Genomic DNA, 23,856 nt, shown 5'->3' with positions numbered 1-23,856 from the left:
CCTTCATCAACGCTAAGTCCGTGCGGAATGCCTTTAAAAGTGGGTTTCGGCCGGCTTGGATCGAGATGACGGCGAAACCAAGCGAGTTCGTTGCCATAGTTAACCGTTAGTCGCCCATACCGTTCGTCCATCGTCCTCATACTATGCAGTAGCTTGCAAAAGGAAGGGGAACAAGGGGAATGGCAGAGGCCTATTATAATTGTCTGCAATGCATGAATAAGAAGGTTCGCATTTTAACCCGGGATGGCGGCGTCTATGAAGGTACGATCGTGAAGGTGGATCGAGAGAACGTCTACTTGAAAAGGTCAGCGAAAGGCCGTGCTTATACCTCGGCGTTTCTTCCGCCTTATGGGTACGGCTACGGACCTTATGGCGCTAACGAGGAGATCTTAACGCTTAGTTTGTTTACGCTGCTGGCCATCGCATTAATTTAAAGAACGAACGTGAGCCTCCAAGGGATTGGAGGCATTTTTTTGCATTCGTCAGGATAGGATAAAAAAGGTGGTACTTGTGGGCAAATGGCCTGTTGCTTTGCACATTTTTCTTGCTATGCCTATGGAATTATGATAAAATTCAATTTGTTGTGAATTCGGTGGTCCGCTGCGGATGATGAAGGAGAACAGAGGATTCTCCGGAAGAGGCATGAACACCTGAGTGGAAGGAGGGAGTCCTAGATGAATATCGTACAAGCGATTACGCAAGAACAGCTTCGCAAGGATATTCCGAGCTTTCGTCCTGGGGACACTTTGAAAGTGTTCGTAAAGGTTATCGAGGGATCTCGTGAACGTGTCCAATTGTTCGAAGGTGTTGTAATTAAGCGTCGTGGCGGCGGAATCAGCGAAACTTTTACAGTTCGTAAAATTTCCAACGGTGTAGGCGTGGAAAGAACTTTCCCGCTTCATTCCCCGAAAATCGATAAAATCGAAGTGGCTCGCCGTGGTAAAGTGCGTCGTGCGAAGTTGTATTATCTTCGCGAACTTCGCGGTAAAGCAGCGAGAATTAAAGAAGTACGTCGTTAATTTTCCATTAACGAACAGGGGGCTTGGATCCAATCAAGCCCCTTTACTTATTATAGACAACTTTTAAGAGATAAGGAGAGGTCACGATCCATGGAGAAACAAGAACAACGTGATCATCTGGAAGTTTCGCAGCCCTCCGGAACGGTAGAACACCAACTCGGCGGGCCGGAAACGGTGCAGGTGCCGCCTGCGGGCAAGAAGGAAAAAAGCGAGGCGCTGGAATGGCTGAAAGCCATTGCTATCGCCGTTGTGCTAGTTCTCCTGATTCGTTGGCTTTTCTTTGCTCCGTTTATCGTAGACGGCCCGTCGATGCAGCCGAACTTCCATACCGGAGAACGGATTATCGTGAACAAAATCATTTACGATATGCGTGCTCCCAAGCATGGCGAAGTGATCGTCTTTCACGTTCCGTCGGAAGGCCGCGATTTCATCAAACGCGTCATTGGCGTTCCCGGCGATACGGTTCAAGTCGAAGGGGATACGGTTACTGTGAATGGGCAGGTCGTGGACGAAACATACATTAAAGATGTTGTGATTGAGAAACATAACAATAATGAGCTTTATAATCATGAAGCCAATTTCCCGAACGAGCTGGTTCCGGATGGAACCGTTCCGGAAGGGTACGTGTTTGTGCTTGGTGATAACCGTTCCAACAGTACAGACAGCCGGCGGATCGGCTACGTGCCTTACGGGGACATCGTAGGCAGAGCAGATCTGGTATTCTGGCCACTCTCGGATCTCCAGTTTATCAAGCACTAGAGATCGCATCGTATGGGGTGTAACAGGAGGGTGCAGGCGCGCGTTCTTGGGATAGATGAGGTGAAGAAAGATGACAATTCAATGGTTTCCCGGCCATATGACCAAGGCACGCCGGCAGATTCAGGAGAAGCTTAAGCTGATCGACGTGGTGATTGAGCTGCTTGACGCGAGGTTGCCCTTGTCCAGCCGAAATCCGATGATCGATGAGATTTTGCAGGGAAAGCCCCGGCTTATCGTGCTGAATAAATCCGATTTGGCCGACCCTTCGGTCACGCGGCAATGGATTGCCTATTTTAAAGAAGAAGGGCATTTGGCCGTCGAAGCGGATGCTGCAAGCGGGCAAGGCTTGAAGGAGATTCCACTGCTCGCCAAGGAGCTGCTGAAAGAGAAAATCGAGAAGCAAATCGCCAAAGGGATTAATCCCCGGGCGGTTCGGGCCTTAATCGTAGGTATCCCGAATGTTGGCAAATCGACGCTGATCAACGGCTTGGCCGGACGCAAAATCGCGGCAACCGGCGACCGTCCCGGCGTCACCAAAGGGCAGCAATGGATCAAGGTTGGTACGGAGATGGAGCTGCTAGATACGCCGGGCATTTTGTGGCCGAAGTTTGAGGATCAAAACGTCGGTTATCGCCTGGCTGTTACAGGGGCGATCCGCGAGGAGATCTTAAACGTCGAAGACATCGCTTTTTTTGCGGTTAAATATTTGGTTCGGTATTACTGGGAACCGTTTCAAGAGCGGTTCGAGCTGGATCAGGCGCCACGTGATTTCGAGGATGCGGACGAAATTGTCGCCGTCATGGAGGCCGTGGGGCGTAAGCGCGGTTGTCTCATGAGCGGCGGCCGGGTGGATTTGGAGAAGGCTTCGAGTATTCTGCTTCGCGAGCTGCGAGCCGGTAAGCTGGGGCGATATTCGCTTGAAGCGCCATATTAGAGAATAAAAAGCCGTCGGCGGCGTGCCGGCGGCTTGTTTTTTTGAGGAAAGGCTGTAGAATCGAGGGAGGAAAGCCGATATTATAGGGGAAGAAGAGTTTTCATTGAGCTGGATAATCAAATGAAGAATGCGCTCCAGACGTGGAACCCCTCATTTCCAGGACAGGGAATGAGATCATCATAGAACAGCTAACATCAAGGGGATAGGTTCGCGAAGAACAAGGAGGCACTATGGACGATTTATTAAAATATGAGCGCGAGTACTGGCAATCGGGATATTCGCATATCGCGGGGATCGACGAGGTCGGAAGAGGTTGCCTCTTTGGAGACGTGGTAGCCGCTGCGGTGATTTTACCGCAGGAGCTTGTGCTGGAGGGTGTCGATGATTCCAAGAAACTCAGCGCTAAAAAACGCGAGGTGCTGTACGATATCATCATGGAGCAGGCGATTGCCGTAGGAATTGGCTTTGTGGACGCTGCGACGATCGACCAGATTAATATCAAGCAGGCGACGCGGCGAGCGATGAAGCAGGCGATCGACAAGCTGTCGGTACAACCGGACTTCCTGTTGATCGATGCGGAGAAGGTGGAGGTTTCGATCCCTCAGCTCTCGGTGATCAAAGGGGACGCCAACAGCCAGTCTATCGCCGCTGCGTCGATCATCGCCAAGGTGACGCGGGACCGCTTATGTCAAGGCGAATGGGAGGCGCGTTATCCCGAATACGGAATTGCCGTACATAAAGGTTATGCGACGAAGCTGCACCGCGAGCAAATTCAAGCGCTTGGACCCACACCGATGCATCGAAAAAGCTTTATGCGGAATTTGTTCGTAGAGGAACAAACGTTGTTTTAACCGGTAGTCCTTACCCGCTCTCGAGAGAGGCGGGTTTTCCATATCGTCAAGGAAGCAAAGGGGGGAGCTTATGAATATCGGACCGCTGCTGCGCAGCATGATGGGAGACGTTCGTTCCGGTGAGCCAAAAACGCTGGAACTCAAGACCGGGCAGGTGGTCCGCGGGACGGTGTTGTCCGTCTCCGAGGACGGACAGGAGGCCGTCATCCAGGTCCAAGGCGTCAAACTCCACGCGGCATTGGAAACGCCGCTGCGTCCAGGGGAAACCACGCTGTTGCAGGTACAGCCGGAATCCAAGGACGGTCTGGCGGTCTTGAAGCCGGTCCAGTCGGCTCCGGGGGCGGTTTTGTCCGCCGCTTCCCTAGCCAAGGCACTCGAATCGCTGGGGCTTGAGAATACGCCAACTAACCGGGATTTGTTGCAGCTCATGCAAAAAAGCGGAATCCCGTTAACAAAAGACAATTTAGCATTGCTGCAGCAGGTTTCCGGTCAAAAGCCGGCCGGTGTGCCACTGTCGGAATGGATTCAGGCGGCAGGGATCGCCTTCGGACGGGGCTTACCAATTACGGGGGAAACCGTAGCGGGGCTGCATCAAGCGGTGTTTGGACCGCCGCTGCATGTTTTGCTCTCCTCGCTTGAGAAGCAGGTCGCCAGCTTCCTGCGCCAAGCGGGACAGGAGGCCGCCGGGAATGGAGGGCGTGCTGCTGGTGGTGCCGCCGCTAGCCAGCCTGGTCCGTTGGGGCAAACCTCGCCGTCGGTTTTGTCTGGAGGCAGCACAGCCCCGCAAGCATCAGAGACGACCGCCGGGACGGTAGGTGGGGCCGCGGCTCAGACAGGGACAGCCCCCGCCGGTGGAGCGGCTCAGCCGAACCAGGCGGCGGGGCTGGTGCAGTTGGCCCGGCAGGGGGCCTATGCGGACGCTTCGGGCGGTTCGCAGGCGACGCAGCCGGGCCTGCAGGGACAGCAAGCCGCAGGCGGATCGGGCGGAGCGCTGGTCGCGAAGCTGCAAGCCGTGCTGGCGGAGGCCCGACGGCGGCAGGCCCGGCGGCGCACGAGACGCTGAAGGGCCTTCTCCTGCAGGCGATGGCCTCAGACGATCTGCCCGCGCCGCTCCAAGAGGCGGCGCGCCAGCTTGTGCAGCAGCTCACCGGACAGCAGCTGCTGCTGAACACGGACCGGACCGCCCCGTTTGCGCAGGTCACGATGTTCCTGCCCTTTATCGGTCCGGACGGCCAACAAACCGCCGCCGTGCACATCGAGTCGCGGCGCGGACGCAAAGGGGAGCTGGATCCGGCCAACTGCCGGCTTTGGTTTGATCTGCAGATGAAGGCGCTGGGCCAGATCATGGTCGACGTGCAGGTTGCCGACAAAAAGGTGCTGCTCAAAATCTACAGCGAAAAAGAAGCAACCGGAGCGTTTCTGGAATCTCGCCAGGAGGAAGTGAGCGAGGCGTTGGAGAAGGCGGGATATCGACTTTTGTCATTGAAGGCCGAGCTTTTGATCCCGCCTGAGGGTACGGATAGCGCCGAGGCGGACTTTAGCCTGCCGATGTCTTACGCACCCAGCGTATACAAAGGAGTGGATTACCGCGTATGAAGGAGAAACCGCCGGCCTCCGACCTGGCTTTCAAAAAAGCGGTCGCGCTCAAATACGATCCGGGTCAGGGAGAGGCTCCGGTCGTTGTGGCCAAAGGCAAAGGACTGATTGCCAATCAAATCCTGGACGCGGCAATCGAGCATGGGATCCCCGTCCAGGAGGATGCTGCCTTGGTCGAGGTGTTGTCCAAACTGGATTTGGATCAGCAGATTCCAACCGAATTATATGACCTGGTTGCCGAAATTCTGACCTTTATTTATAGATCCGATAAAATGGCGGAAAGAGGGTTGTTCCTTGAGTAACCTTAGCGGAAATGGGCGAAGAGGGGACGGTCGCAAAGACCTCGGCCGAAAAGCGGAACAGCTCGCTTGCGAGCACCTGCTGTCGCAAGGATTTACGATTGTAGAACGGAATTGGCGCTGCCGTACCGGGGAAATCGACATCATTGCCAACAAAGCGAACTTGCTCATCATCGTAGAAGTACGAAGCCGCAGCCAGCAAGCTGCGGCTTTCGGTTCTCCGGCTGAATCGATTACGCCCCGCAAAATCAAGCAGGTTCGCGATACGGCCGCCGTTTATCTGCATCGAACGGGCCAGTTTGCCGCTAACATTCGTTTTGACGTGGTGGCCGTTACGTTTGGCAGAGGCGAAGAATTGACGCTGGAGCATATTCCAGCCGCTTTTTAGTATGGGGGTTGAGCTTGATTATCCCGTGGCCTCTTGCCGACGGTCCAACTGCCGGTATTGAATCGCTTCCGCCACATGCTCGGCTCGAATGTGCGGTTCCCCGTCCAGATCGGCAATCGTTCGAGACAGCTTAATGATCCGGTCGTAGGCCCGCATGCTGAGCCCCAGCGTAGTAAAGGAAGCCTGCAGCAGCTTGGCCGCATCGGGCTCCAGCGGAGCAAATCGGCGCAGGATGCTGCCGTATAATTCGCTGTTTCGGGTAATCCGGCTGCCGCGGTATCGCTCCTGCTGGATGCGCTCGGCCGCCATCACCTGGGTACGCATCGTCGCAGAGTCCAGCGGCTGAGCATCCTCTTGCCAACGCTGCGGGCGAGGCACCTCCACCTGCATATCGATCCGGTCCAACAAGGGACCGGATATTTTTTCGCGGTACTGGGCAATACGCCAAGGCGTGCAGGTACACTGCGGAAGCGGGGGCTCTGCCCCCAGGTAGCCGCACGGACACGGATTTAAAGAACCCGCCAGCAAAAAATGAGCGGGAAACGTAAACGACGCCCGGGAGCGGCTGATGGTGACAACGCGATCCTCCAACGGCTGGCGCAGCACCTCCAGCACGCCTCTGGAGAACTCCGGCAGCTCGTCAAGAAATAACACGCCGTGGTGGGCCAGGCTGACTTCACCCGGCTTGGGGATGCCGCCGCCTCCGATCAGGCCGCCGGCGGAAATCGTATGGTGCGGCGAGCGGAAGGGACGGCGCTGGATCAGCCCTTGCCCAGAATCGCTGAACTTGCCGGCAGAGCTGTAGATTTTCGTGACTTCCAGCGATTCTTCCGGCGTCAAAGGCGGGAGAATTGAAGGAAGCCGTTGTACCAGCATCGTCTTGCCTGTGCCTGGCGGACCAATCAACACGATATTATGAAAACCGGCGGCGGCGATCGTGAGCGCCCGTTTGATTTGCCGTTGACCCAGGACATCGCTGTAGTCGAGCAACGGAGGGAGCTCGGCGTTTGCAGCAACGGCTTCCGGCTTCTGCTCGAGGTGATGCAGCGTTTCTAGAACCAGCGGAGCAGGCTCCGCTTGGTCCCGCGGTGATTGCTTCGGGAATAGAGCATGTTCAACTTGGTGACCGTTTTCGTGGGAAGGAGGAGTCAGCTCCCTAAGATGACTGAGCCCGTACACCCGAATCCCGCCAAGCAATAACGCTTCCTCGGCATTGCCCTGAGGTAGTAATACGGCGGTAAACCCATCGCGCCTTGCCCGGTCAACCATAGATAAGACGCCGGGAACCGGTCGCAGCGTTCCATCGAGTGACAGCTCGCCGATGATAAGCAGGCGCTCCTCCGGCGGCAGCCTCACTTGATCGCTGGCCGCCAGCAATGCGAGGGCGATGGCCAAGTCGAAGGCGGAGCCCTCCTTGCGCAGGTCGGCTGGCGCCAGATTGATCGTTACGCGCTGCAGCGGAAATCGATAGCCGCAATTCTTAATCGCGGCCCGTACCCGGTCCACCGCTTCGCGAACCGCAGAATCCGGCAAGCCCACAATGCTCGTTTGCGGAATTCCGCTGGAGAGATCAACTTCAACCTCGATCATCACGCCGTCGATGCCGTACAAACAAGCGCTGTATAATTTTCCGTACATAACAAACAACACCTCTTTCCACATTGATGCGAACCATTGCGTATGCAAGGCCCGAGTTGGAAAAAGGTGCTTCCTTATTTTCCCTATTCATTTGAAACTACACGTATTCTAGGACGAACCCTAAGGATTGTCAAGCTTTTAAGCTGAAGCTGGCTGGGGGAGGTAATTTTAACTTCCCTAAGGAAAATGGCAAGCATATTACTCACAACATGGATTATGTCCAATACTGCCGAATATCGTCGGAATTCATCTCATGGCGAGATACGTGCGAGTGGGAGGTTTTTTTGACGGCGAGTCAATGAAACGTGGTTGTTCCTTGTGCGTTCAAATCTTTGAAACTTTGAAAGCGGTTCACTCAAATCTCTCTTTCCTCCCTTACTACGTCAATTATTCATCTCAACTTGAGATGAAAACGATATAAAAAAGTTGTGTATAAATGATGAACTTTTTAAGGAAAGCGTTTCAAATTAGTGGTACAATATTCTGGGTTTCAGCTGATGTAATTCGAGAAGGGGGACCACAAGCCGCTGGTTTTTGGACCCTCTAAATACCGCCTGTTGATAGGAGGATTTTTACGCATGAATATCCATGAATATCAAGGAAAAGAAGTCCTGAAGCAGTACGGTGTGGCCGTTCCTGAAGGACGAGTGGCGTTTACGGTCGAGGAAGCTGTGGAAGCGGCGGTAGCGCTTGGGACCCCGGTTGTCGTGGTCAAGGCGCAAATTCATGCCGGAGGCCGCGGTAAAGCCGGCGGCGTCAAAGTGGCGAAAAATTTGGATGAGGTCAGATCCTACGCCCAGGAAATCCTCGGCAAGGTCCTGGTCACCCATCAAACGGGACCGGAAGGCAAAGAGGTCAAACGCCTCTTGATCGAGCAAGGCTGCGACATCAAGAAGGAGTATTACGTCGGCGTTGTTGTGGACCGGGGAACCGGGCGCGTAACGATGATGGCTTCCGAGGAAGGCGGTACGGAAATCGAAGAGGTTGCGGCCGCAACTCCGGAGAAAATTTTTAAAGAGGCGATTGATCCAGCGGTCGGTTTGACGCCGTTCCAGGCGCGCCGGTTGGCTTACGCTATTAACATCCCAAATGAATTGGTAGGTAAAGCCTCGCAGTTTATGCTGGCTTTATATGAAGCTTTTGTGGACAAAGATTGCTCCATCGCGGAGATTAATCCGTTGGTTGTCACAGGAGACGGCAATGTGCTGGCGCTTGACGCGAAGCTCAACTTCGATTCCAATGCGCTGTTCCGCCATAAGGATATTTTGGCTTTGCGCGACTTGGAGGAAGAAGACGAGAAGGAAATCGAAGCCTCGAAGTTTGATCTTAGCTACATTGCACTGGATGGCAACATCGGCTGTATGGTCAACGGGGCAGGTCTAGCTATGGCGACGATGGACATCATCAAATATTACGGCGGCGACCCGGCGAACTTCCTGGACGTTGGGGGCGGCGCAACGGCCGAGAAGGTTACGGAGGCGTTTAAAATCATTTTGTCGGACGCCAAGGTGAAGGGGATCTTCGTCAATATTTTTGGCGGGATTATGAAATGCGACGTCATCGCTTCGGGGATCGTGGAAGCTGCAAAGCAGGTTGGATTGGACCGCCCGCTCGTGGTGCGTCTCGAAGGGACGAATGTTGATCTGGGCAAGCAAATTCTGGCCGAATCAGGCCTTGCGATCGTATCCGCGGACTCGATGGCGGACGGAGCCCAGAAAATCGTGGCGCTCGTATCCTAACATTTGCATCTCAAAACGCAATCCTATCCATAAGGGGAGGCTCGAAATATGAGTATTTTGGTCGATAAGAATACGAAGGTCATCACCCAGGGGATCACCGGGAAAACCGCGTTGTTCCACGCCAAAGGGGCGCTCGACTACGGCACGCAAATGGTTGGGGGAACGTCACCGGGCAAAGGCGGCACAAAGGTCGATATTACTTTGGAAAGCGGCGAAACCGTAAGCCTTCCGGTGTTCAATACGGTTCTCGAAGCTAAGGAAGCAACAGGGGCGACTGCCAGCGTTATTTATGTCCCGCCGGCATTTGCCGCCGATTCGATCCTGGAAGCCGTAGAAGCGGAGCTCGATCTGGTCATCTGTATCACCGAGGGGATTCCGGTTCTCGACATGGTGAAGGTGAAACGTTATATGGAAGGAAAAAAAACCGTCTTGATCGGGCCAAACTGTCCGGGCGTCATTACGCCGGGCGAATGTAAAATCGGCATTATGCCGGGGTATATCCATTTGCCAGGTCATGTCGGCGTCGTATCTCGCAGCGGCACGTTGACGTATGAAGCGGTGCATCAGTTGACCACGCGCGGCATCGGTCAATCGTCTGCGGTTGGGATCGGCGGGGACCCGGTGAAGGGCTCGGAGTTCATCGATATTTTGCGCCGGTTTAATGATGACGACAACACGCATGCCGTGATTATGATCGGGGAAATCGGCGGTACGGCTGAAGAAGAAGCTGCGGAGTGGATCCAGAAGAACATGACGAAACCTGTCGTTGGGTTTATCGGCGGCGTGACAGCGCCTCCGGGCAAACGGATGGGGCATGCCGGCGCAATTATTTCCGGAGGAAAAGGCACCGCCAAGGAAAAAATCGCCATGCTGGAATCCTGCGGCATCAAAGTGGCGCCAACGCCGTCCGAGATGGGCGCTACGCTGGTGAGTGTTTTGGAGGAGCGCGGCATTTTGAATTTGTGCACGACACATTGATCTTTTTTTGATATAATCATTCGCAAAGGTAAGCAACCTTCTTAAGCCAATCGCGGCTAGGAAGGTTGCTTTTTTTATTTTCAGGGGAGGGATTTGGGTGGAGATAAAATGGGTTTTGGCGGGATTACATGAATTTCCCGGGATCGGGTGGAAAACGTTGCAACAGATCGTTGAATACGATAAGGACTGGAAGCACGCTTTGGAATTTTCCGCAGCTGATTGGATGAAACGGGGATTGAATTCGGAGCTTGCGCTGCAATTAGCAGAACGCTATACCGCCGACTGGATCGAAGCACGCATGGAACAACTTTGCAATAAAGGCATCCATATGATTACAAGATGGGATTCAGAGTATCCTACTTTAATGAAGGAGACCGCTCAACCGCCATGGGTCCTGTATGCCCTGGGGAACGTTCGACTGCTGAACAGCCTCTCCATTGCGATGGTAGGTACGCGGCTGCCAACCGCCTATGGTCGGAAGGTCGCTACAGATTTGGCAGGGGAGCTTGCCTCTCGTGGAATCACCATCGTTAGCGGGATGGCCCGCGGGATCGACGGGGTGTGCCATGAAGCGGCTTTGCAGGCGGGAGGGCCCACCTTGGCTGTATTAGGCACGGCCATCGAAATCGCCTATCCTCCAGAGCATCTCTCACTGTATCGCCGGATCGCCGAGCAGGGGCTCGTCGTTTCAGAATATCCGATGGGCACGCCGGGCCATCCCGGGATGTTCCCGCAGCGGAACCGGATCATCGCGGGGATCAGCCGCGGCACCGTGGTTGTTGAAGCCGATGCCCGCAGCGGTTCGCTGATTACGGCGGATCGGGCGCTGGATGCCAACCGTGACTTGTTTGCCGTCCCCGGTCCGGTTACCTCGCCGAAAAGCCGGGGGACGTTGTCACTGCTCAAGCAGGGGGCCAAAATTGTCACCGAAGCCAAGGATATTTGGGAGGAGTATGAGGCCATTTTACCTGCCATGAATGTATCCAAAAAGGAAGCGGTAACAGGAAACAAGTTGACAGATGAGGAGTGCCGCATATACCATATGTTGGAGCAGGGCATCACGCGTTTTGATGATCTGCTTGTGCAGACCGGGTGGGATTTTGGACTTTTACATTCAGTTCTGTTATCTTTAATCATGAAAAAAACGGCGGTTCAACTCCCCGGCTCCGTGTACCAGTTAATATAGTCCATTCCTAACCGAGAGTGGCCCGAATATATGACTATATGAGAGGGAGTTCAAAGCTACTCAGTCCCTTGATTCATCCAACCTACTCGGTGCTGAAAAGCTGACTTTTTGAACTCGATTTTAAATTAAATGAAGTTTCGTATTGTTTGAGAGGAGGACGAACCTGTGGCGGATTCACTCGTCATCGTGGAATCGCCTGCCAAGGCGAAAACGATTGGCAAATACTTAGGCAGCAAATTCATCGTGAAAGCCTCAATGGGTCATGTTCGCGATTTGCCCAAGAGCCAAATTGGGGTTGAAGTAGAGAACGACTTCAGTCCGAAGTATATTACGATCCGTGGGAAGGGTTCCGTATTAAAAGAATTAAAGGATGCCAGCAAAAAAGTGAAAAAAATCTATCTGGCAGCTGACCCCGATCGCGAAGGAGAAGCGATTGCTTGGCATTTGGCCCACGTCCTGGACGTGAACGAAACGGAAACCTGCCGCGTCGTCTTCAATGAAATTACAAAGCAAGCGGTTAAGGATGCATTCAAAAACCCGCGCCCCATCAACATGGATCTGGTGAACGCGCAGCAGGCCAGACGGATTCTGGACCGACTGGTTGGTTACAAGGTCAGCCCGCTGCTCTGGAAGAAGATCAAAAAAGGCTTGTCGTTTGGTCGCGTCCAATCGGTAGCGGTCAAAATTATTCTGGACCGGGAGAATGAAATCTCCGAATTTGTACCGGAAGAATATTGGAGCATTACGGCGAAGCTCAAAACCGGAGATACGGCTTTCGAAGCGAAGTTTCATCAGTTCCAAGGCCAGAAGCTGGAGCTGCAAAGCGAACAGCAGGTTCAAGAGATTTTGAAATCGATTGAGAAGGCCAAGTTTAGCGTAGCTGAAGTGAAGGAAAAGGAACGCCTTCGCCATCCGGCGGCTCCGTTTACGACTAGCTCCCTGCAGCAGGAGGCGGCTCGCAAGCTGAACTTCCGTGCAGCGAAGACGATGTCGGTCGCTCAGCAGCTGTATGAGGGGGTTGACCTCGGCAAAGAGGGGACCGTGGGTCTGATCACCTACATGCGTACGGACTCGACACGTATCGCCGCCTCGGCGCAAGAGGAAGCGAAGGAATATATCTTGGGGAAATTCGGAGAGGCATTTGCACCCGAAACACCTCGTCAATATTCCAAAAAAGCAGCCAGCGCGCAGGATGCCCACGAAGCGATTCGCCCGACATCCGCGATGCGCGACCCGGAATCGGTGAAGGAATTCACCAGTCGGGACCAATATCGGTTGTATAAATTGATTTGGGACCGCTTTATGGCCAGCCAGATGACGTCGGCCGTGCTGGACACGATGTCGGTTGACATTGCCGCCGGCGAAACGACGTTCCGTGCCGTTGGTTCGAAGATCCGTTTTCCGGGCTTCATGAAGGTGTACGTGGAAGGCAACGATGACGGAAACGCCAATGAGGACGATAAGTTCTTGCCGCCGCTGCAAAAAGGGGATGAGCTGGCGAAAGAGTCAATCGAGCCGAAGCAGCATTTCACTCAGCCGCCGCCTCGTTATACGGAGGCTCGTTTGGTCAAAACGTTGGAGGAGCTTGGGATTGGACGCCCAAGTACGTATGCGCCAACGTTGGAGACGATTCAAAAACGCGGGTATGTTGCCATTGAAGAGAAGAAGTTTGTACCTACCGAGTTGGGCGAGCTCCTCATTGAACAGACGGAGCAGTTTTTCCCGGAAATCCTGGACGTTGAGTTTACGGCGCACATGGAGGAGGACCTTGACCACGTCGAGGAAGGCTCCGAGGATTGGGTTCGAGTGCTTGGCGAGTTTTATGAATCCTTCGAGAAACGGCTTCGTGTTGCTGAGGAAGAAATGAAGGAAGTCGAAATCGAAGACGAAGTCTCCGATGAAATCTGCGAAAAATGCGGGAAACCGATGGTCTATAAATTGGGACGCTTTGGGAAGTTCCTGGCTTGCTCGGGATTCCCGGATTGCCGGAATACGAAACCGATCGTCAAGGATATCGGCGTCACCTGCCCGAAATGTAAAGAGGGTCATGTGGTGGAACGCCGAAGCAAAAAGGGACGGGTCTTCTATGGCTGCGACCGTTATCCGGAGTGCGATTTCGTATCGTGGGATAAGCCGTCACCGAAGCCTTGTCCGAAATGTGGCTCTCTACTTGTGGAGAAACGAAACAAGCAAGGCGGGAAGCTGCAATGTACCGCTTGCGATTACGTGGAAGCGATCGAGGAGAACGACGACGCGATGGATGATTAATGGTGCTGCTGGATATTGCAGGCCATTCACAACATAGATACACAGCAAGGGATTAATAGGGGGATTAGAGCATGACGAACAAAGTAACGGTCATTGGCGCGGGACTGGCCGGCAGTGAAGCGGCTTGGCAGATCGCGAGCCGAGGGATCCCCGTGGTCTTATACGAGATGCGTCCGGTGGTCAAAACCCCGGCGCATCATACCGATAAATTCGCGGAGTTGGTCTGCAGCAATTCGCTGCGGGCGAACGGTTTGACGAACGCGGTTGGCGTTCTGAAGGAAGAGATGCGGATGCTGAATTCGCTGGTGCTTGGCGCGGCGGACCGCAACGCGGTACCGGCCGGCGGGGCGCTGGCGGTGGACCGGGACGGCTTCTCCGGGGAGATCACTCGCACGTTGCGGGAACACCCGTTGATCGAAGTCGTCAATGAGGAAATCCAAGAGATTCCGCAGGAAGGGATCGTCGTGATTGCGACGGGTCCATTAACGTCTCCTGCCCTATCGGAGCAGATACGGCAGTTGACCGGCGAGGATTATTTCTACTTCTACGATGCCGCCGCTCCGATTGTGGAGAAGGAATCGATCGATATGAATAAAGTGTACCTAGCCTCGAGGTATGACAAAGGCGAAGCAGCGTACCTGAATTGCCCGATGACCGAAGAGGAATTCGACGCCTTCTATGACGCGTTAATTCATGCGGAAGTAGCGCAACTGAAAGACTTCGAGAAGGAAGTGTATTTCGAAGGCTGCATGCCGATCGAAATCATGATGCGCCGCGGTAAGCAGACCGCGTTGTTTGGACCGATGAAGCCGGTTGGCCTCGTAAACCCGCATACCGGCAAGCTCCCTCACGCTGTCGTACAGCTGCGTCAAGATAACGCTGCCGGCACGTTGTACAACCTGGTAGGCTTCCAGACCCATTTGAAATGGGGCGAGCAAAAGCGCGTGTTCTCCATGATCCCGGGTCTAGAGAACGCCGAATTCGTGCGTTATGGCGTGATGCACCGCAACACATTTATCAACTCGCCGAAGCTGATGATGCCGACATATCAACTGAAAGCGCGGCCTACTTTGTTCTTCGCCGGCCAGATGACCGGTGTTGAAGGTTACGTCGAGTCCGCTGCCTCCGGCCTGATCGCCGGGATCAACGCGGCGCGTGCCGCCGCCGAGCAGGAAGGGATCGTCTTCCCCGAAGACACGACGCTCGGCAGTATGGCGCGGTATATCACCACCGCGGATTTCGAACACTTCCAGCCGATGAACGCCAACTTTGGCCTGTTCCCGAAACTGGACACCCGCTACCGCAAAAAGGCGGAGAAAAACGAAGCGCTCGCTCAGCGCGCGCTAAATAGCTTACGCACCTTTATGGCAGAAGAACGGTTGGGTTAAACCACCGTTTTTTTGCAATCTAGGGGGCAAACGAGTTATGCTGAAAACAAGGAAGCTCATAAACATAGAATTAGTTAGTTGATTCACACTCGCAGTAAAGCGCATCCCCGAAGGGGACAGCGGCTCAGGAGCGCCTCCAGTGGATCCCACGTTCTTCTAGGTGTTTCATCAGGTAACCCAGGAGCAGCCAAAGTAAGACGTACCCGAAGGGGGAAAAGCGTTCCATGCACCAAAGTAGAGCGCATCCCCAAAGGGGACAGCGGGCAGGAGCGCCTCAGTCGATCCTACGTTCCTCCTCTTGCGGGAGTCCAGAGGGCAGCAGGCCCTCGGGCGCCCTCCCTTACGGTAAGGGAGGGATGGGGAGGGTTGAGACTCAAGAAAGGAAGGGCGAATACCCATGGATCTATCTTTTCACGCGACAACGATTTGCGCCGTACGCCATAACGGCAAAGGCGCCATTGCCGGAGACGGGCAAGTTACGTTTGGGCAAAACGTTGTGATGAAGCAAACGGCAAAGAAAGTCCGCCGGTTGTACCGAGGGCAAGTTGTGGCCGGTTTTGCCGGTTCGGTTGCCGATGCTATCACGTTATTCGAGAAGTTCGAAGGGAAACTGGAGGAGCACCAGGGCAACCTGCAGCGAGCTGCTGTTGAGCTCGCCAAGGATTGGCGGCAGGACCGCGTGCTTCGCAAGCTCGAGGCCTTGATGATCGTCATGGATAAATCCGGCATGCTGCTTATTTCCGGCGGCGGCGAAATTATTGAGCCGGATGACGATGTACTGGCTATTGGATCAGGCGGTAATTTTGCTCTATCGGCTGCTCGGGCACTCAAACGCCATGGGCAGGGCCTGGAAGCGAAGGATATCGCCCGTGAATCCCTCCAGATCGCCTCAGAAATTTGCGTGTATACCAACAACAACATTATCGTTGAGGAGCTTTGAGGTTCCGTTGAAACTAACGTTTTCAGGGGGGACGAATCATGACCGATAAAAATTTAACGCCAAGACAAATCGTGGCCGAACTGGATAAGTACATCGTAGGGCAAAAGCAAGCAAAGAAGTCGGTTGCCGTCGCATTGCGGAATCGGTACCGGCGTAGTCTTCTCCGGGAAGAGGTGCAGGATGAGATCGTGCCGAAGAACATCCTGATGATCGGGCCAACCGGGGTAGGGAAAACGGAAATTGCCCGTCGACTCGCCAAGCTTGTGGGTGCCCCCTTCATTAAAGTGGAAGCCACAAAATTTACCGAGGTCGGGTATGTAGGCAGGGACGTTGAGTCGATGGTTCGCGATCTGATTGAAACGGCGATCCGTACGGTGAAGCTGGAGCGTACCGAGAAGGTGAAAGACAAGGCGGAAGAGCTCGCCAATGAACGTTTAGTTCACATCCTGGTCCCTTCGGAGAGCAAATCCAAAGGGGTTCGTAATCCCTTTGAGATGTTATTCGGTGGCGGTAACGGAAACAGCACCCCTGCCCAGGAGCAGCCGGAGGAAGACGGTACACTGACGGAACGCCGCCGCCAAGTACGCTTCAAACTGCTGGCCGGTCAAATGGAGAACGATATCGTGGAAGTCGAAGTAGAGGACAATGCGCCAACGATGATGGATATGTTCGCCGGTCAGGGCAACGACCAGCTTGGCATGAACATGCAAGAAATGTTCGGCAACCTTCTGCCGAAACGGACGAAGAAGAGAAAGCTGACCGTAAAGGAAGCGCGCAAGGTGTTGACGCAGGAGGAAGCGGCTAAGCTGATCGATCAGGATGATTTGATTCAGGAAGCCGTCATGCGGGCGGAGCAAACCGGGATTATCTTCATCGACGAAATCGATAAAGTCGCCAGTCGAGGGCAGGGTTCAGGTCCCGACGTTTCCCGCGAAGGCGTGCAACGCGACATTCTGCCGATCGTGGAAGGTTCGACGGTCATGACCAAATACGGTCCGATCAAAACCGACTATATTTTGTTTATCGCTGCGGGAGCCTTCCATATCGCCAAGCCGTCCGATTTGATCCCCGAGTTACAAGGGCGTTTTCCGATACGGGTCGAATTGAGCAGCTTAACGTTGGAGGACTTTGTTTCGATCTTAACAGAGCCGGAAAATGCGCTGACCAAACAGTATGTTGAGCTGCTGCGTACGGAAAATCTGGAAATCGAGTTTTCGGATGCGGCGATCCACGAAATCGCCCGTATCGCAGCTACAGTCAACACGAATACCGAAAACATCGGAGCCAGACGCCTGCATACCATTCTCGAGAAGCTGCTGGAGGATCTGTCCTTTGAAGCTCCGGAACTGACGCTCGAGAAAATGGTGATTACTCCGGAATATGTGAAGGAGAAACTAGGAAATATTGCCCAAGATCGTGACCTTAGTCAGTTCATTTTGTAGGATTCGCTAGGATAAAACGGGATAGTTCTCTCATTCGATAGGACTTTATCCCATTTTCACAATAATGTAAAAATTCAGGCCACTCCGCCGTGCAGGCGGGTGGCCTTTCTTAATTCCAAGAAAAGGAATTGATTTTAAGTATTTTGGATTATGCTGGATTTTGACGAATGTTTTGTAATTTTTACATAATAAACCAAAATTAATGTCGAAGAAATGAAAGATAGGGCTTTTTTCTTATTGTAATAATGTCGAATCTCCTTGAAACTTAGGATATATGACATTATAAAACATGTTTTTTGTCTAGGACGTAAGAAAGACAAGAAGAAAGACAATAATTAGCAAAAAAATGTCGAAAAAAGAGGATTTAACTTTTGTTTGTAGAATTATTAATGATTAAGATCGAATGAGCCTAAGGGGGGAACTAAAGTGCAGTTGTTGAACGGGGTGGGATTTGAGAGGCTGGATACCGCAATCCAAGCCGCAAATCTTCGGCAGGGGGTTATCTCCAATAATATTGCGAACGTAGACACCCCTTATTTTAAGAAATCCAGCGTGTCTTTCGAGAGTATGCTGCAGGCTGAAATGAACGATGGAATGCCGGCGCTTCAAGGAAAGAGAACAGACGCAAGGCATTTCGTTATAGGACCAACGAACGATGTCCCTGAACCGATTGTCAACACGGATCAGAGCACGGCAATGAACAACAATCAGAATAACGTCGATATTGATAGCGAAATGACAAAACTTGCCGAAAATCAACTGAGATATAACGCTTATATCGAACAAATGAACTATTTAATTAAAATGAAACGCACCGCTGTGGAAGGGAGATAATCGGCATTGAAGATCAATGATAGTTTTGGAATTAGTTCTTCCGCATTAACCGCACAACGTCTGCGCATGGACGTGATTTCCTCGAATATCGCCAATGCCGAAACGACCCGGGCCAAGATTGAGGACGGCAAGGCCGTTCCTTACCGGCGCAAAACGGTGGTTATGGCACCGAAAGAAATGGATTTCGACAGTGCTTTGAATTCGGCTATGGGGAAGGATGCAAGCAGTCAAGGTGTGAAAATCACGAAAATCCAAGAAGACCCCTCGCCATTTAAACCGGTTTACAATCCGACACACCCCGATGCAGACAGTGAAGGGTATGTCTATATGCCGAACATCGATATCTTAAAAGAAATGGTAGACATGATTTCGGCAACCCGCTCTTATGAAGCTAACGTAACGGCACTTAACGCCAGTAAGGCGATGTTTACCAAAGCCTTGCAAATCGGTAAATAGACCAGACAAAAATGTAGTTAGGAGTGTTGCACGTTGATCGAGAGAATGAGTTTTGAATCCTTAAAGCCGTTGACAGGGATGCAGACGTCCAGCAATGCGCAGAATCTCACGCCTGCGGAATCGATAAAGCAATTCAGTTCATTTCTGAGCGATGCACTGGACGGAGTCGCTGCACAAGAAGCCAACGCACAACAAGTGAACAATCAATTCCTGTTAGGGAAAGTAAATGCCGACGAGATGATGATCGCCTCGGAGCAAGCTTTGTTAAGTTTGCAGTTGACTACGCAAGTCCGGAATAAAGTGATCGAAGCTTATCAAGAGATTATGCGTACGCAAATTTAAGGATCGAACATGCTCGGATGAGGTGACATTGTGAATGAGAGAATTACACAGTACCGCGACCGATTACAAGGGTACTGGAACCAATTTAGCAAAAAACAGAAAACTTTATTGATCTCAACGGTGGCTTTTATCCTGCTCGCGATCATCCTGCTGACGATCCAATTTTCCAAGACGGAATATGACGTAGCGTTTACAGGTTTGGATTCAACCGATGCAGCTGGAATAATCAATTACCTGGATTCTAGCGGAATTTCATATAAGCTAGGACCTGACGGCACAACGATCTCGGTTCCCAGCAAGGAAGCGGCACGAGTCAAGGTGAATGTTGGATCCCAAGGTATCGTGAAGAACGGGTCAATTGGTTTAGAGGCCTTTAATGAAAGTTCCTCCTTGATCGGGATGACCGATAATGAATTTAACGTGAAGTATAAAAGCGCCATAAACGGTGAAGTTGAACAGTTGCTGAAGCGAATGCAGGGAATTAATGACGCGAAAGTGCTCATCAATCTACCTGCGGAGAACGTGTTCGCCAGCCCGGATGAACAGGAGAAAGCAACTGCATCGATCGTCCTTTCGTTTAAACCGGGATACCGTCCAAGTCAAGAAGCAATCGACGGATATTTTAATCTCGTAAAGACTTCGGTTCCGAACTTGCCGGTGGAAAACATCTCGCTCTCATCGAGTGACGACACAATATTGCTTGCAAGCGGACAAGGTGGTACTACGGGCTCGTTGACTTCGGCGGTTCAAGAGAACATGGCGTTGCAAAAGAAGTTCGAAAGCGACGTACGCCAAAGCGTGAAGCAATTTCTGTCCCGATTGACCGGCCCAGACAAAATCGAAGTGTTAGTAGCTTCTAAGCTCAACTTCGACCAAGTCAGCCAGAAGGATAATCTCGTTACTCCAGTCGATACCGAAAATATGAAGGGCATCGAAATCAGCGCGCAAAAGGTGCAGAAAAGCTATACAGGCGCGGCGAGTCCCTCTAGCGGAGTTCCCGGTACCGGTGAGGAAGATGTCGTGAATTATCCATCAGCGGAAAATGACGGGGGATCGTCCTCGGAAGAAAGTTCTTCAACGATCAACTACGAGGTTAACCGAATTACGAAGGATATTATCGCTAGTCCTTACGTCATTAAGGATTTAACCATTAATGTTGCCGTTGAACCACCAGAAGGCCAGGAAACTTTGGATGAGAATACCCGGTCTGCGATTGAAAATATTTTAAAAAATATCGTCGGGTCCTACTTGGCTGATTCCGGTACTACTTATACAGACGAAGATTTGCAGAGAAAAGTTTCAGTGTTGTCCCAGCCATTCCATTCGGACGCGATCCAAACTGGTGGTTTGAGTTTGTCAAGCCCGTTGGTATGGGGAGTAGGAGGCGCGGCACTGCTTGCATTGGCAGGCCTCGGAATCGTTTTGTTCCGCCGCCGCAAGCAAGCGACAGAAGAGGATGAAGAAATCGCTTTGCCGCTTACGCCGGAGTTCCCGTCCATTAACTTGGATACGGTCACGAATGAAAACCAAGTGCGCAAACAACTGGAAACGTTGGCCAAGAAGAAGCCTGACGAATTCGTTAACTTGCTTCGCACCTGGCTGGCTGATGAATAGGGGTGAACGCATTGACAAAAACATCGAGCCCGGTTTTAAGCGGGAAACAGAAGGCTGCCATATTGTTGATTACGTTAGGACCCGAAGTGTCTGCACAAATCTTCAAGCACTTGCGGGATGATGAAATCGAGCAGCTCACCCTGGAGATCGCCAACGTACGCAAAGTCGACAGCGTGGAAAAAGAAATGATTATGGCGGAATTTCACCAGATCTGTCTGGCGCAGGAATATATCACCCAGGGCGGCATTAATTACGCCAAGGAAATTCTGGAGAAGGCGCTGGGTCAATCGAAAGCTGTGGATATTATCAACCGTTTGACCGCAACTTTGCAGGTCCGGCCTTTCGATTTTGCCCGCAAAGCGGATCCAAATCAAATTCTCAACTTTATTCAAAACGAAAACGCACAAACAATCGCTTTGGTGTTGTCCTATTTGCAATTCGAGCAAGCGGCAGCAATCCTGTCTTCGCTTCCGCAGGAGAAACAAGCGGAGGTTGCAAGAAGAATTGCGGTTATGGACAGCACTTCGCCGGAGGTTATCTCTCAAGTCGAACGCGTGCTGGAGCAGAAGCTTTCCGCAACGGTTACGCAGGATTACACCAGCGCGGGCGGTATCGAGTCCATCGTACAGATTCTGAATGGGGTCGACCGGGGGACAGAAAGAACGATTCTCGACTCGCTGGAAATTCAGGATCCCGAGCTGGCCGAAGAAATCAAAAAGCGGATGTTCGTGTTCGAGGATATCGTCAATATCGACAATCGTTCCATTCAACGGATTATCCGCGATATCGAGAATGCCGATTTGCAGCTTGCCCTCAAGGTGGCCAGCGAAGAGGTCCGCGAGGCCGTCTTCCGCAACATGTCGAAGCGGATGTCCGAGACCTTCAAGGAAGAGATGGAATACATGGGACCGGTTCGGCTGCGTGATGTGGAAGAGGCACAAACTCGTATCGTAGCGACGATCCGCAGACTGGAAGAAGCTGGTGAGATTATTATCGCCCGCGGCGGAGGAGATGACATCATTGTCTAATTTGATCAAGGTGTCTCAATACGTACCGGTTGAAATCTTAAAACAGCTGAATTTAGCCAAAGTCCATACGTCTATCGACGACTTATCCTCCCCTCAGACGGAGAATCCGGTGGTTCAAGGCCCGTCGGCTGAAGATCTCGCGGCGGAAGAAACCAGACGACAGATGCTGGCTGATGCCAAAGAGTTCGCCGAACGTCAGGTTAGAGAAGCGGCGGAGCAAGCCGAACGCCTGTTAACCGAAGCACAAGAGCGAATCGAAGCGTGGTGGCAAGAGCGTCGTGAGCAGGATGAGCACATGATTGAGGCCCTTAAAGCCGAGGGCTTTAGTCAGGGCTATGAGGAAGGAAAAGCTCAGGCCGAGGCCGCGATGCGCGCTCAAATCGACGAGATGATGAATGAAGCTGGCTCAGTCCTGCAGCTGGCTTATGTTGAGAAAGAGCGCATCATTCAAGAAGCTGAACCGTTTCTGGTCGAATTAAGCTGCGCGATTGCCGAGAAAGTTATCGACAAGCAGCTGGAGCTTGAGCCGGACTACGCTGTGGATCTGATCAAGAAGAGCTTGGCTCGTAAACGCGAGCAAGGAATCCTGACGTTGTGCGTCTCGCCAAGAGATTTTGCTTTCGTGCAGGCTGCGCGGGAAGAGCTTAGCCTAGCCATCGATTCCCAGGCCGAACTTCAGATTTTACCTGATCCAAGCGTGAAGGATCGAGGCTGCGTCATTCGCTCCTCCTTCGGCAGCGTTGACGCCAGAATTGATACCCAGTTATCGGAAATCAAGAAAGAATTGTTGCGGGTTTCTCTGCAAACGGAGGAGCGGGGTCAAGCGAATGACGATTTTGAAGGCTGAACGTTATATCGATCATCTCAGGCAGCTTGATCCGGTTCGAATCAACGGGAAGGTGACCCAGGTCATCGGCCTGATGGTCGAATCCGAAGGCCCGGACGCCAGCATTGGTGATTTGTGTTATATCTACCCCAGCAAAGCGGCTCAACCGCTGCAAGCGGAAGTTGTGGGGTTTCGCGATAACAAGGTGCTACTGATGCCATTAGGTGAGCTGCAAGCGATTGGGCCAGGCTGCGATGTTGTCGGAACCGGCAAGCCGCTGACCGTTCAGGTAGGATCTGAGCTGCTCGGCAAGGTGCTGGATGGGTTGGGTCAACCGTTGGACGGGTCGTTGCTTCCATCGCGGATGGGTCACTACTCGACTTACAATAAGCCGATGAATCCGCTAAACCGTCCGAGAGTTGCTGAACCCATCGGCATTGGCGTAAGGGCCATCGATGGACTGCTGACGATCGGCAAAGGGCAACGGGTAGGCATCTTCGCCGGCTCTGGGGTCGGGAAGAGTACCTTGATGGGGATGATCGCTCGCAATACCTCGGCGGACGTTAACGTGATTGCACTCGTTGGAGAACGGGGGCGTGAGGTGCTCGACTTTATTGAACGGGACCTCGGCCCTGAAGGTTTGGAACGTTCTGTAGTTATAGTAGCAACCTCCGATCAACCGGCTTTGATTCGGATGAAGGGGGCTTTAATTGCAACAACCATCGCCGAGTACTTCCGCGACCGCGGCCTGAACGTCATGCTGATGATGGATTCCGTTACGCGTTATGCGATGGCGCTTCGCGAGGTTGGATTGGCCGTTGGTGAACCGCCTGCCATGCGCGGGTATACCCCATCCGTGTTTGCTGCTTTACCGAAGCTGATGGAGCGGGCAGGGACCGGGCCTGCGGGTTCGATCACCGCTTTTTACACGGTGCTGGTGGACGGCGATGATATGAATGAACCGATCGCCGACGCCGTTCGAGGCATCTTGGACGGGCATATCGTTTTGAACCGAGGAATTGCAAACAAAGGACATTTTCCGGCGATTGATATTTTGGCCAGCATCAGCCGGGTAATGAAAGATATCGTGTCGGATGAGCAAAACGAAGCGGCCGAGAATCTAAAGCGACTGATGGCCGTTTATAAAGATTCCGAGGATTTGATTAATATCGGCGCGTATCAACCGGGCTCCAACGCGGACATCGATGAAGCGATCGATGCGATCCAAGGGATATGGAGCTTTACAAAGCAGAAGGTGAATGAGAAAGTTACGCTCGCCGAAGTTCAGGAACGGCTCATTTCCGAATTCGCAAGGAGTTGAAACGTAAAGT

The 23,856-nt window shown here is 52.6% G+C and carries 24 protein-coding genes; 23 read left to right on the top strand and 1 reads right to left on the bottom strand.

What is annotated here, in order from left to right; all coding sequences use genetic code 11:
- Positions 1-179 precede the first annotated feature (179 nt).
- The 9 genes from BN3277_RS18870 to BN3277_RS18830 all read left to right on the top strand — a co-directional run bounded on the left by BN3277_RS18870 (position 180) and on the right by BN3277_RS18830 (position 5,846).
- Positions 180-434, top strand: coding sequence for a hypothetical protein (locus BN3277_RS18870; RefSeq protein ID WP_059045400.1), 255 nt, complete (start codon positions 180-182; stop codon positions 432-434).
- 240 nt (positions 435-674) lie between these two features.
- Positions 675-1,019: a 50S ribosomal protein L19 gene (gene rplS, locus BN3277_RS18865; protein WP_059045398.1), complete on the top strand. Its 345-nt coding sequence runs from the start codon at positions 675-677 to the stop codon at positions 1,017-1,019.
- Positions 1,020-1,109: 90 nt separating this feature from the next.
- Positions 1,110-1,778, top strand: coding sequence for a signal peptidase I (gene lepB / locus BN3277_RS18860; protein ID WP_059045396.1), 669 nt, complete (start codon positions 1,110-1,112; stop codon positions 1,776-1,778).
- 70 nt (positions 1,779-1,848) lie between these two features.
- Complete coding sequence (ylqF, locus tag BN3277_RS18855) at positions 1,849-2,712, top strand: ribosome biogenesis GTPase YlqF (RefSeq protein WP_059045394.1); 864 nt, start codon at positions 1,849-1,851, stop codon at positions 2,710-2,712.
- Positions 2,713-2,942: 230 nt separating this feature from the next.
- On the top strand, positions 2,943-3,563 hold the full coding sequence (locus BN3277_RS18850; protein ID WP_059045392.1) for a ribonuclease HII: 621 nt from the start codon (positions 2,943-2,945) through the stop codon (positions 3,561-3,563).
- Positions 3,564-3,633: 70 nt separating this feature from the next.
- Positions 3,634-4,626: a hypothetical protein gene (locus BN3277_RS18845; RefSeq protein ID WP_059045390.1), complete on the top strand. Its 993-nt coding sequence runs from the start codon at positions 3,634-3,636 to the stop codon at positions 4,624-4,626.
- 20 nt (positions 4,627-4,646) lie between these two features.
- A complete protein-coding gene (locus BN3277_RS26120; RefSeq protein ID WP_059045388.1) occupies positions 4,647-5,159 on the top strand; it encodes a flagellar hook-length control protein FliK in 513 nt (170 codons plus the stop codon).
- Positions 5,156-5,461: an EscU/YscU/HrcU family type III secretion system export apparatus switch protein gene (locus BN3277_RS18835; protein WP_059045386.1), complete on the top strand. Its 306-nt coding sequence runs from the start codon at positions 5,156-5,158 to the stop codon at positions 5,459-5,461. The genes BN3277_RS26120 and BN3277_RS18835 overlap by 4 nt, the downstream gene beginning before the upstream one ends.
- On the top strand, positions 5,454-5,846 hold the full coding sequence (locus BN3277_RS18830) for a YraN family protein (protein ID WP_059045384.1): 393 nt from the start codon (positions 5,454-5,456) through the stop codon (positions 5,844-5,846). The genes BN3277_RS18835 and BN3277_RS18830 overlap by 8 nt, the downstream gene beginning before the upstream one ends.
- Before the next feature lie 18 nt (positions 5,847-5,864).
- Here the strand turns inward: BN3277_RS18830 and BN3277_RS18825 are convergent, their stop codons facing one another.
- On the bottom strand, positions 5,865-7,484 hold the full coding sequence (locus BN3277_RS18825) for a YifB family Mg chelatase-like AAA ATPase (protein WP_059045382.1): 1,620 nt from the start codon (positions 7,482-7,484) through the stop codon (positions 5,865-5,867).
- A 578-nt stretch (positions 7,485-8,062) separates the two neighbouring features.
- Here BN3277_RS18825 and sucC point away from each other — a divergent pair.
- The 14 genes from sucC (at position 8,063) to fliI (ending at position 23,846) form a co-directional block, all read left to right on the top strand.
- Positions 8,063-9,223, top strand: coding sequence for an ADP-forming succinate--CoA ligase subunit beta (gene sucC / locus BN3277_RS18820; RefSeq protein WP_059045381.1), 1,161 nt, complete (start codon positions 8,063-8,065; stop codon positions 9,221-9,223).
- A gap of 48 nt (positions 9,224-9,271) precedes the next feature.
- Complete coding sequence (gene sucD / locus BN3277_RS18815; protein ID WP_059045379.1) at positions 9,272-10,201, top strand: succinate--CoA ligase subunit alpha; 930 nt, start codon at positions 9,272-9,274, stop codon at positions 10,199-10,201.
- Between the two features lie 97 nt (positions 10,202-10,298).
- On the top strand, positions 10,299-11,387 hold the full coding sequence (dprA, locus tag BN3277_RS18810) for a DNA-processing protein DprA (protein ID WP_059045376.1): 1,089 nt from the start codon (positions 10,299-10,301) through the stop codon (positions 11,385-11,387).
- A 165-nt stretch (positions 11,388-11,552) separates the two neighbouring features.
- Positions 11,553-13,655, top strand: coding sequence for a type I DNA topoisomerase (topA, locus tag BN3277_RS18805; RefSeq protein ID WP_059045375.1), 2,103 nt, complete (start codon positions 11,553-11,555; stop codon positions 13,653-13,655).
- Between the two features lie 71 nt (positions 13,656-13,726).
- Positions 13,727-15,043: a methylenetetrahydrofolate--tRNA-(uracil(54)-C(5))-methyltransferase (FADH(2)-oxidizing) TrmFO gene (gene trmFO, locus BN3277_RS18800; protein WP_059045373.1), complete on the top strand. Its 1,317-nt coding sequence runs from the start codon at positions 13,727-13,729 to the stop codon at positions 15,041-15,043.
- Positions 15,044-15,440: 397 nt separating this feature from the next.
- On the top strand, positions 15,441-15,983 hold the full coding sequence (gene hslV / locus BN3277_RS18795; RefSeq protein WP_059045370.1) for an ATP-dependent protease subunit HslV: 543 nt from the start codon (positions 15,441-15,443) through the stop codon (positions 15,981-15,983).
- Between the two features lie 38 nt (positions 15,984-16,021).
- On the top strand, positions 16,022-17,425 hold the full coding sequence (gene hslU / locus BN3277_RS18790) for an ATP-dependent protease ATPase subunit HslU (RefSeq protein ID WP_059045368.1): 1,404 nt from the start codon (positions 16,022-16,024) through the stop codon (positions 17,423-17,425).
- A 426-nt stretch (positions 17,426-17,851) separates the two neighbouring features.
- On the top strand, positions 17,852-18,259 hold the full coding sequence (gene flgB / locus BN3277_RS18785; protein ID WP_059045367.1) for a flagellar basal body rod protein FlgB: 408 nt from the start codon (positions 17,852-17,854) through the stop codon (positions 18,257-18,259).
- Between the two features lie 6 nt (positions 18,260-18,265).
- Complete coding sequence (flgC, locus tag BN3277_RS18780) at positions 18,266-18,715, top strand: flagellar basal body rod protein FlgC (RefSeq protein ID WP_059045365.1); 450 nt, start codon at positions 18,266-18,268, stop codon at positions 18,713-18,715.
- Positions 18,716-18,748: 33 nt separating this feature from the next.
- Positions 18,749-19,057 carry a flagellar hook-basal body complex protein FliE gene (gene fliE, locus BN3277_RS18775; protein ID WP_059045363.1) on the top strand — a complete coding sequence of 103 codons (309 nt, stop codon included), beginning with the start codon at positions 18,749-18,751 and terminating at the stop codon, positions 19,055-19,057.
- 30 nt (positions 19,058-19,087) lie between these two features.
- Positions 19,088-20,671 carry a flagellar basal-body MS-ring/collar protein FliF gene (gene fliF, locus BN3277_RS18770; protein ID WP_059045361.1) on the top strand — a complete coding sequence of 528 codons (1,584 nt, stop codon included), beginning with the start codon at positions 19,088-19,090 and terminating at the stop codon, positions 20,669-20,671.
- 11 nt (positions 20,672-20,682) lie between these two features.
- Positions 20,683-21,699: a flagellar motor switch protein FliG gene (gene fliG, locus BN3277_RS18765; RefSeq protein WP_059045358.1), complete on the top strand. Its 1,017-nt coding sequence runs from the start codon at positions 20,683-20,685 to the stop codon at positions 21,697-21,699.
- Positions 21,692-22,546, top strand: coding sequence for a FliH/SctL family protein (locus BN3277_RS18760; protein WP_059045357.1), 855 nt, complete (start codon positions 21,692-21,694; stop codon positions 22,544-22,546). The genes fliG and BN3277_RS18760 overlap by 8 nt, the downstream gene beginning before the upstream one ends.
- Positions 22,527-23,846, top strand: coding sequence for a flagellar protein export ATPase FliI (fliI, locus tag BN3277_RS18755; RefSeq protein WP_059045355.1), 1,320 nt, complete (start codon positions 22,527-22,529; stop codon positions 23,844-23,846). The genes BN3277_RS18760 and fliI overlap by 20 nt, the downstream gene beginning before the upstream one ends.
- Positions 23,847-23,856 lie beyond the last annotated feature (10 nt).

This window comes from Paenibacillus rubinfantis (genome assembly GCF_001486505.1).
In the GTDB taxonomy this organism is placed as follows: Bacteria; Bacillota; Bacilli; order Paenibacillales; family Paenibacillaceae; genus Fontibacillus; species Fontibacillus rubinfantis.
Note: the sequence above shows the minus strand (reverse complement) of the source record. Positions and strands in the feature narration are given on the sequence as shown.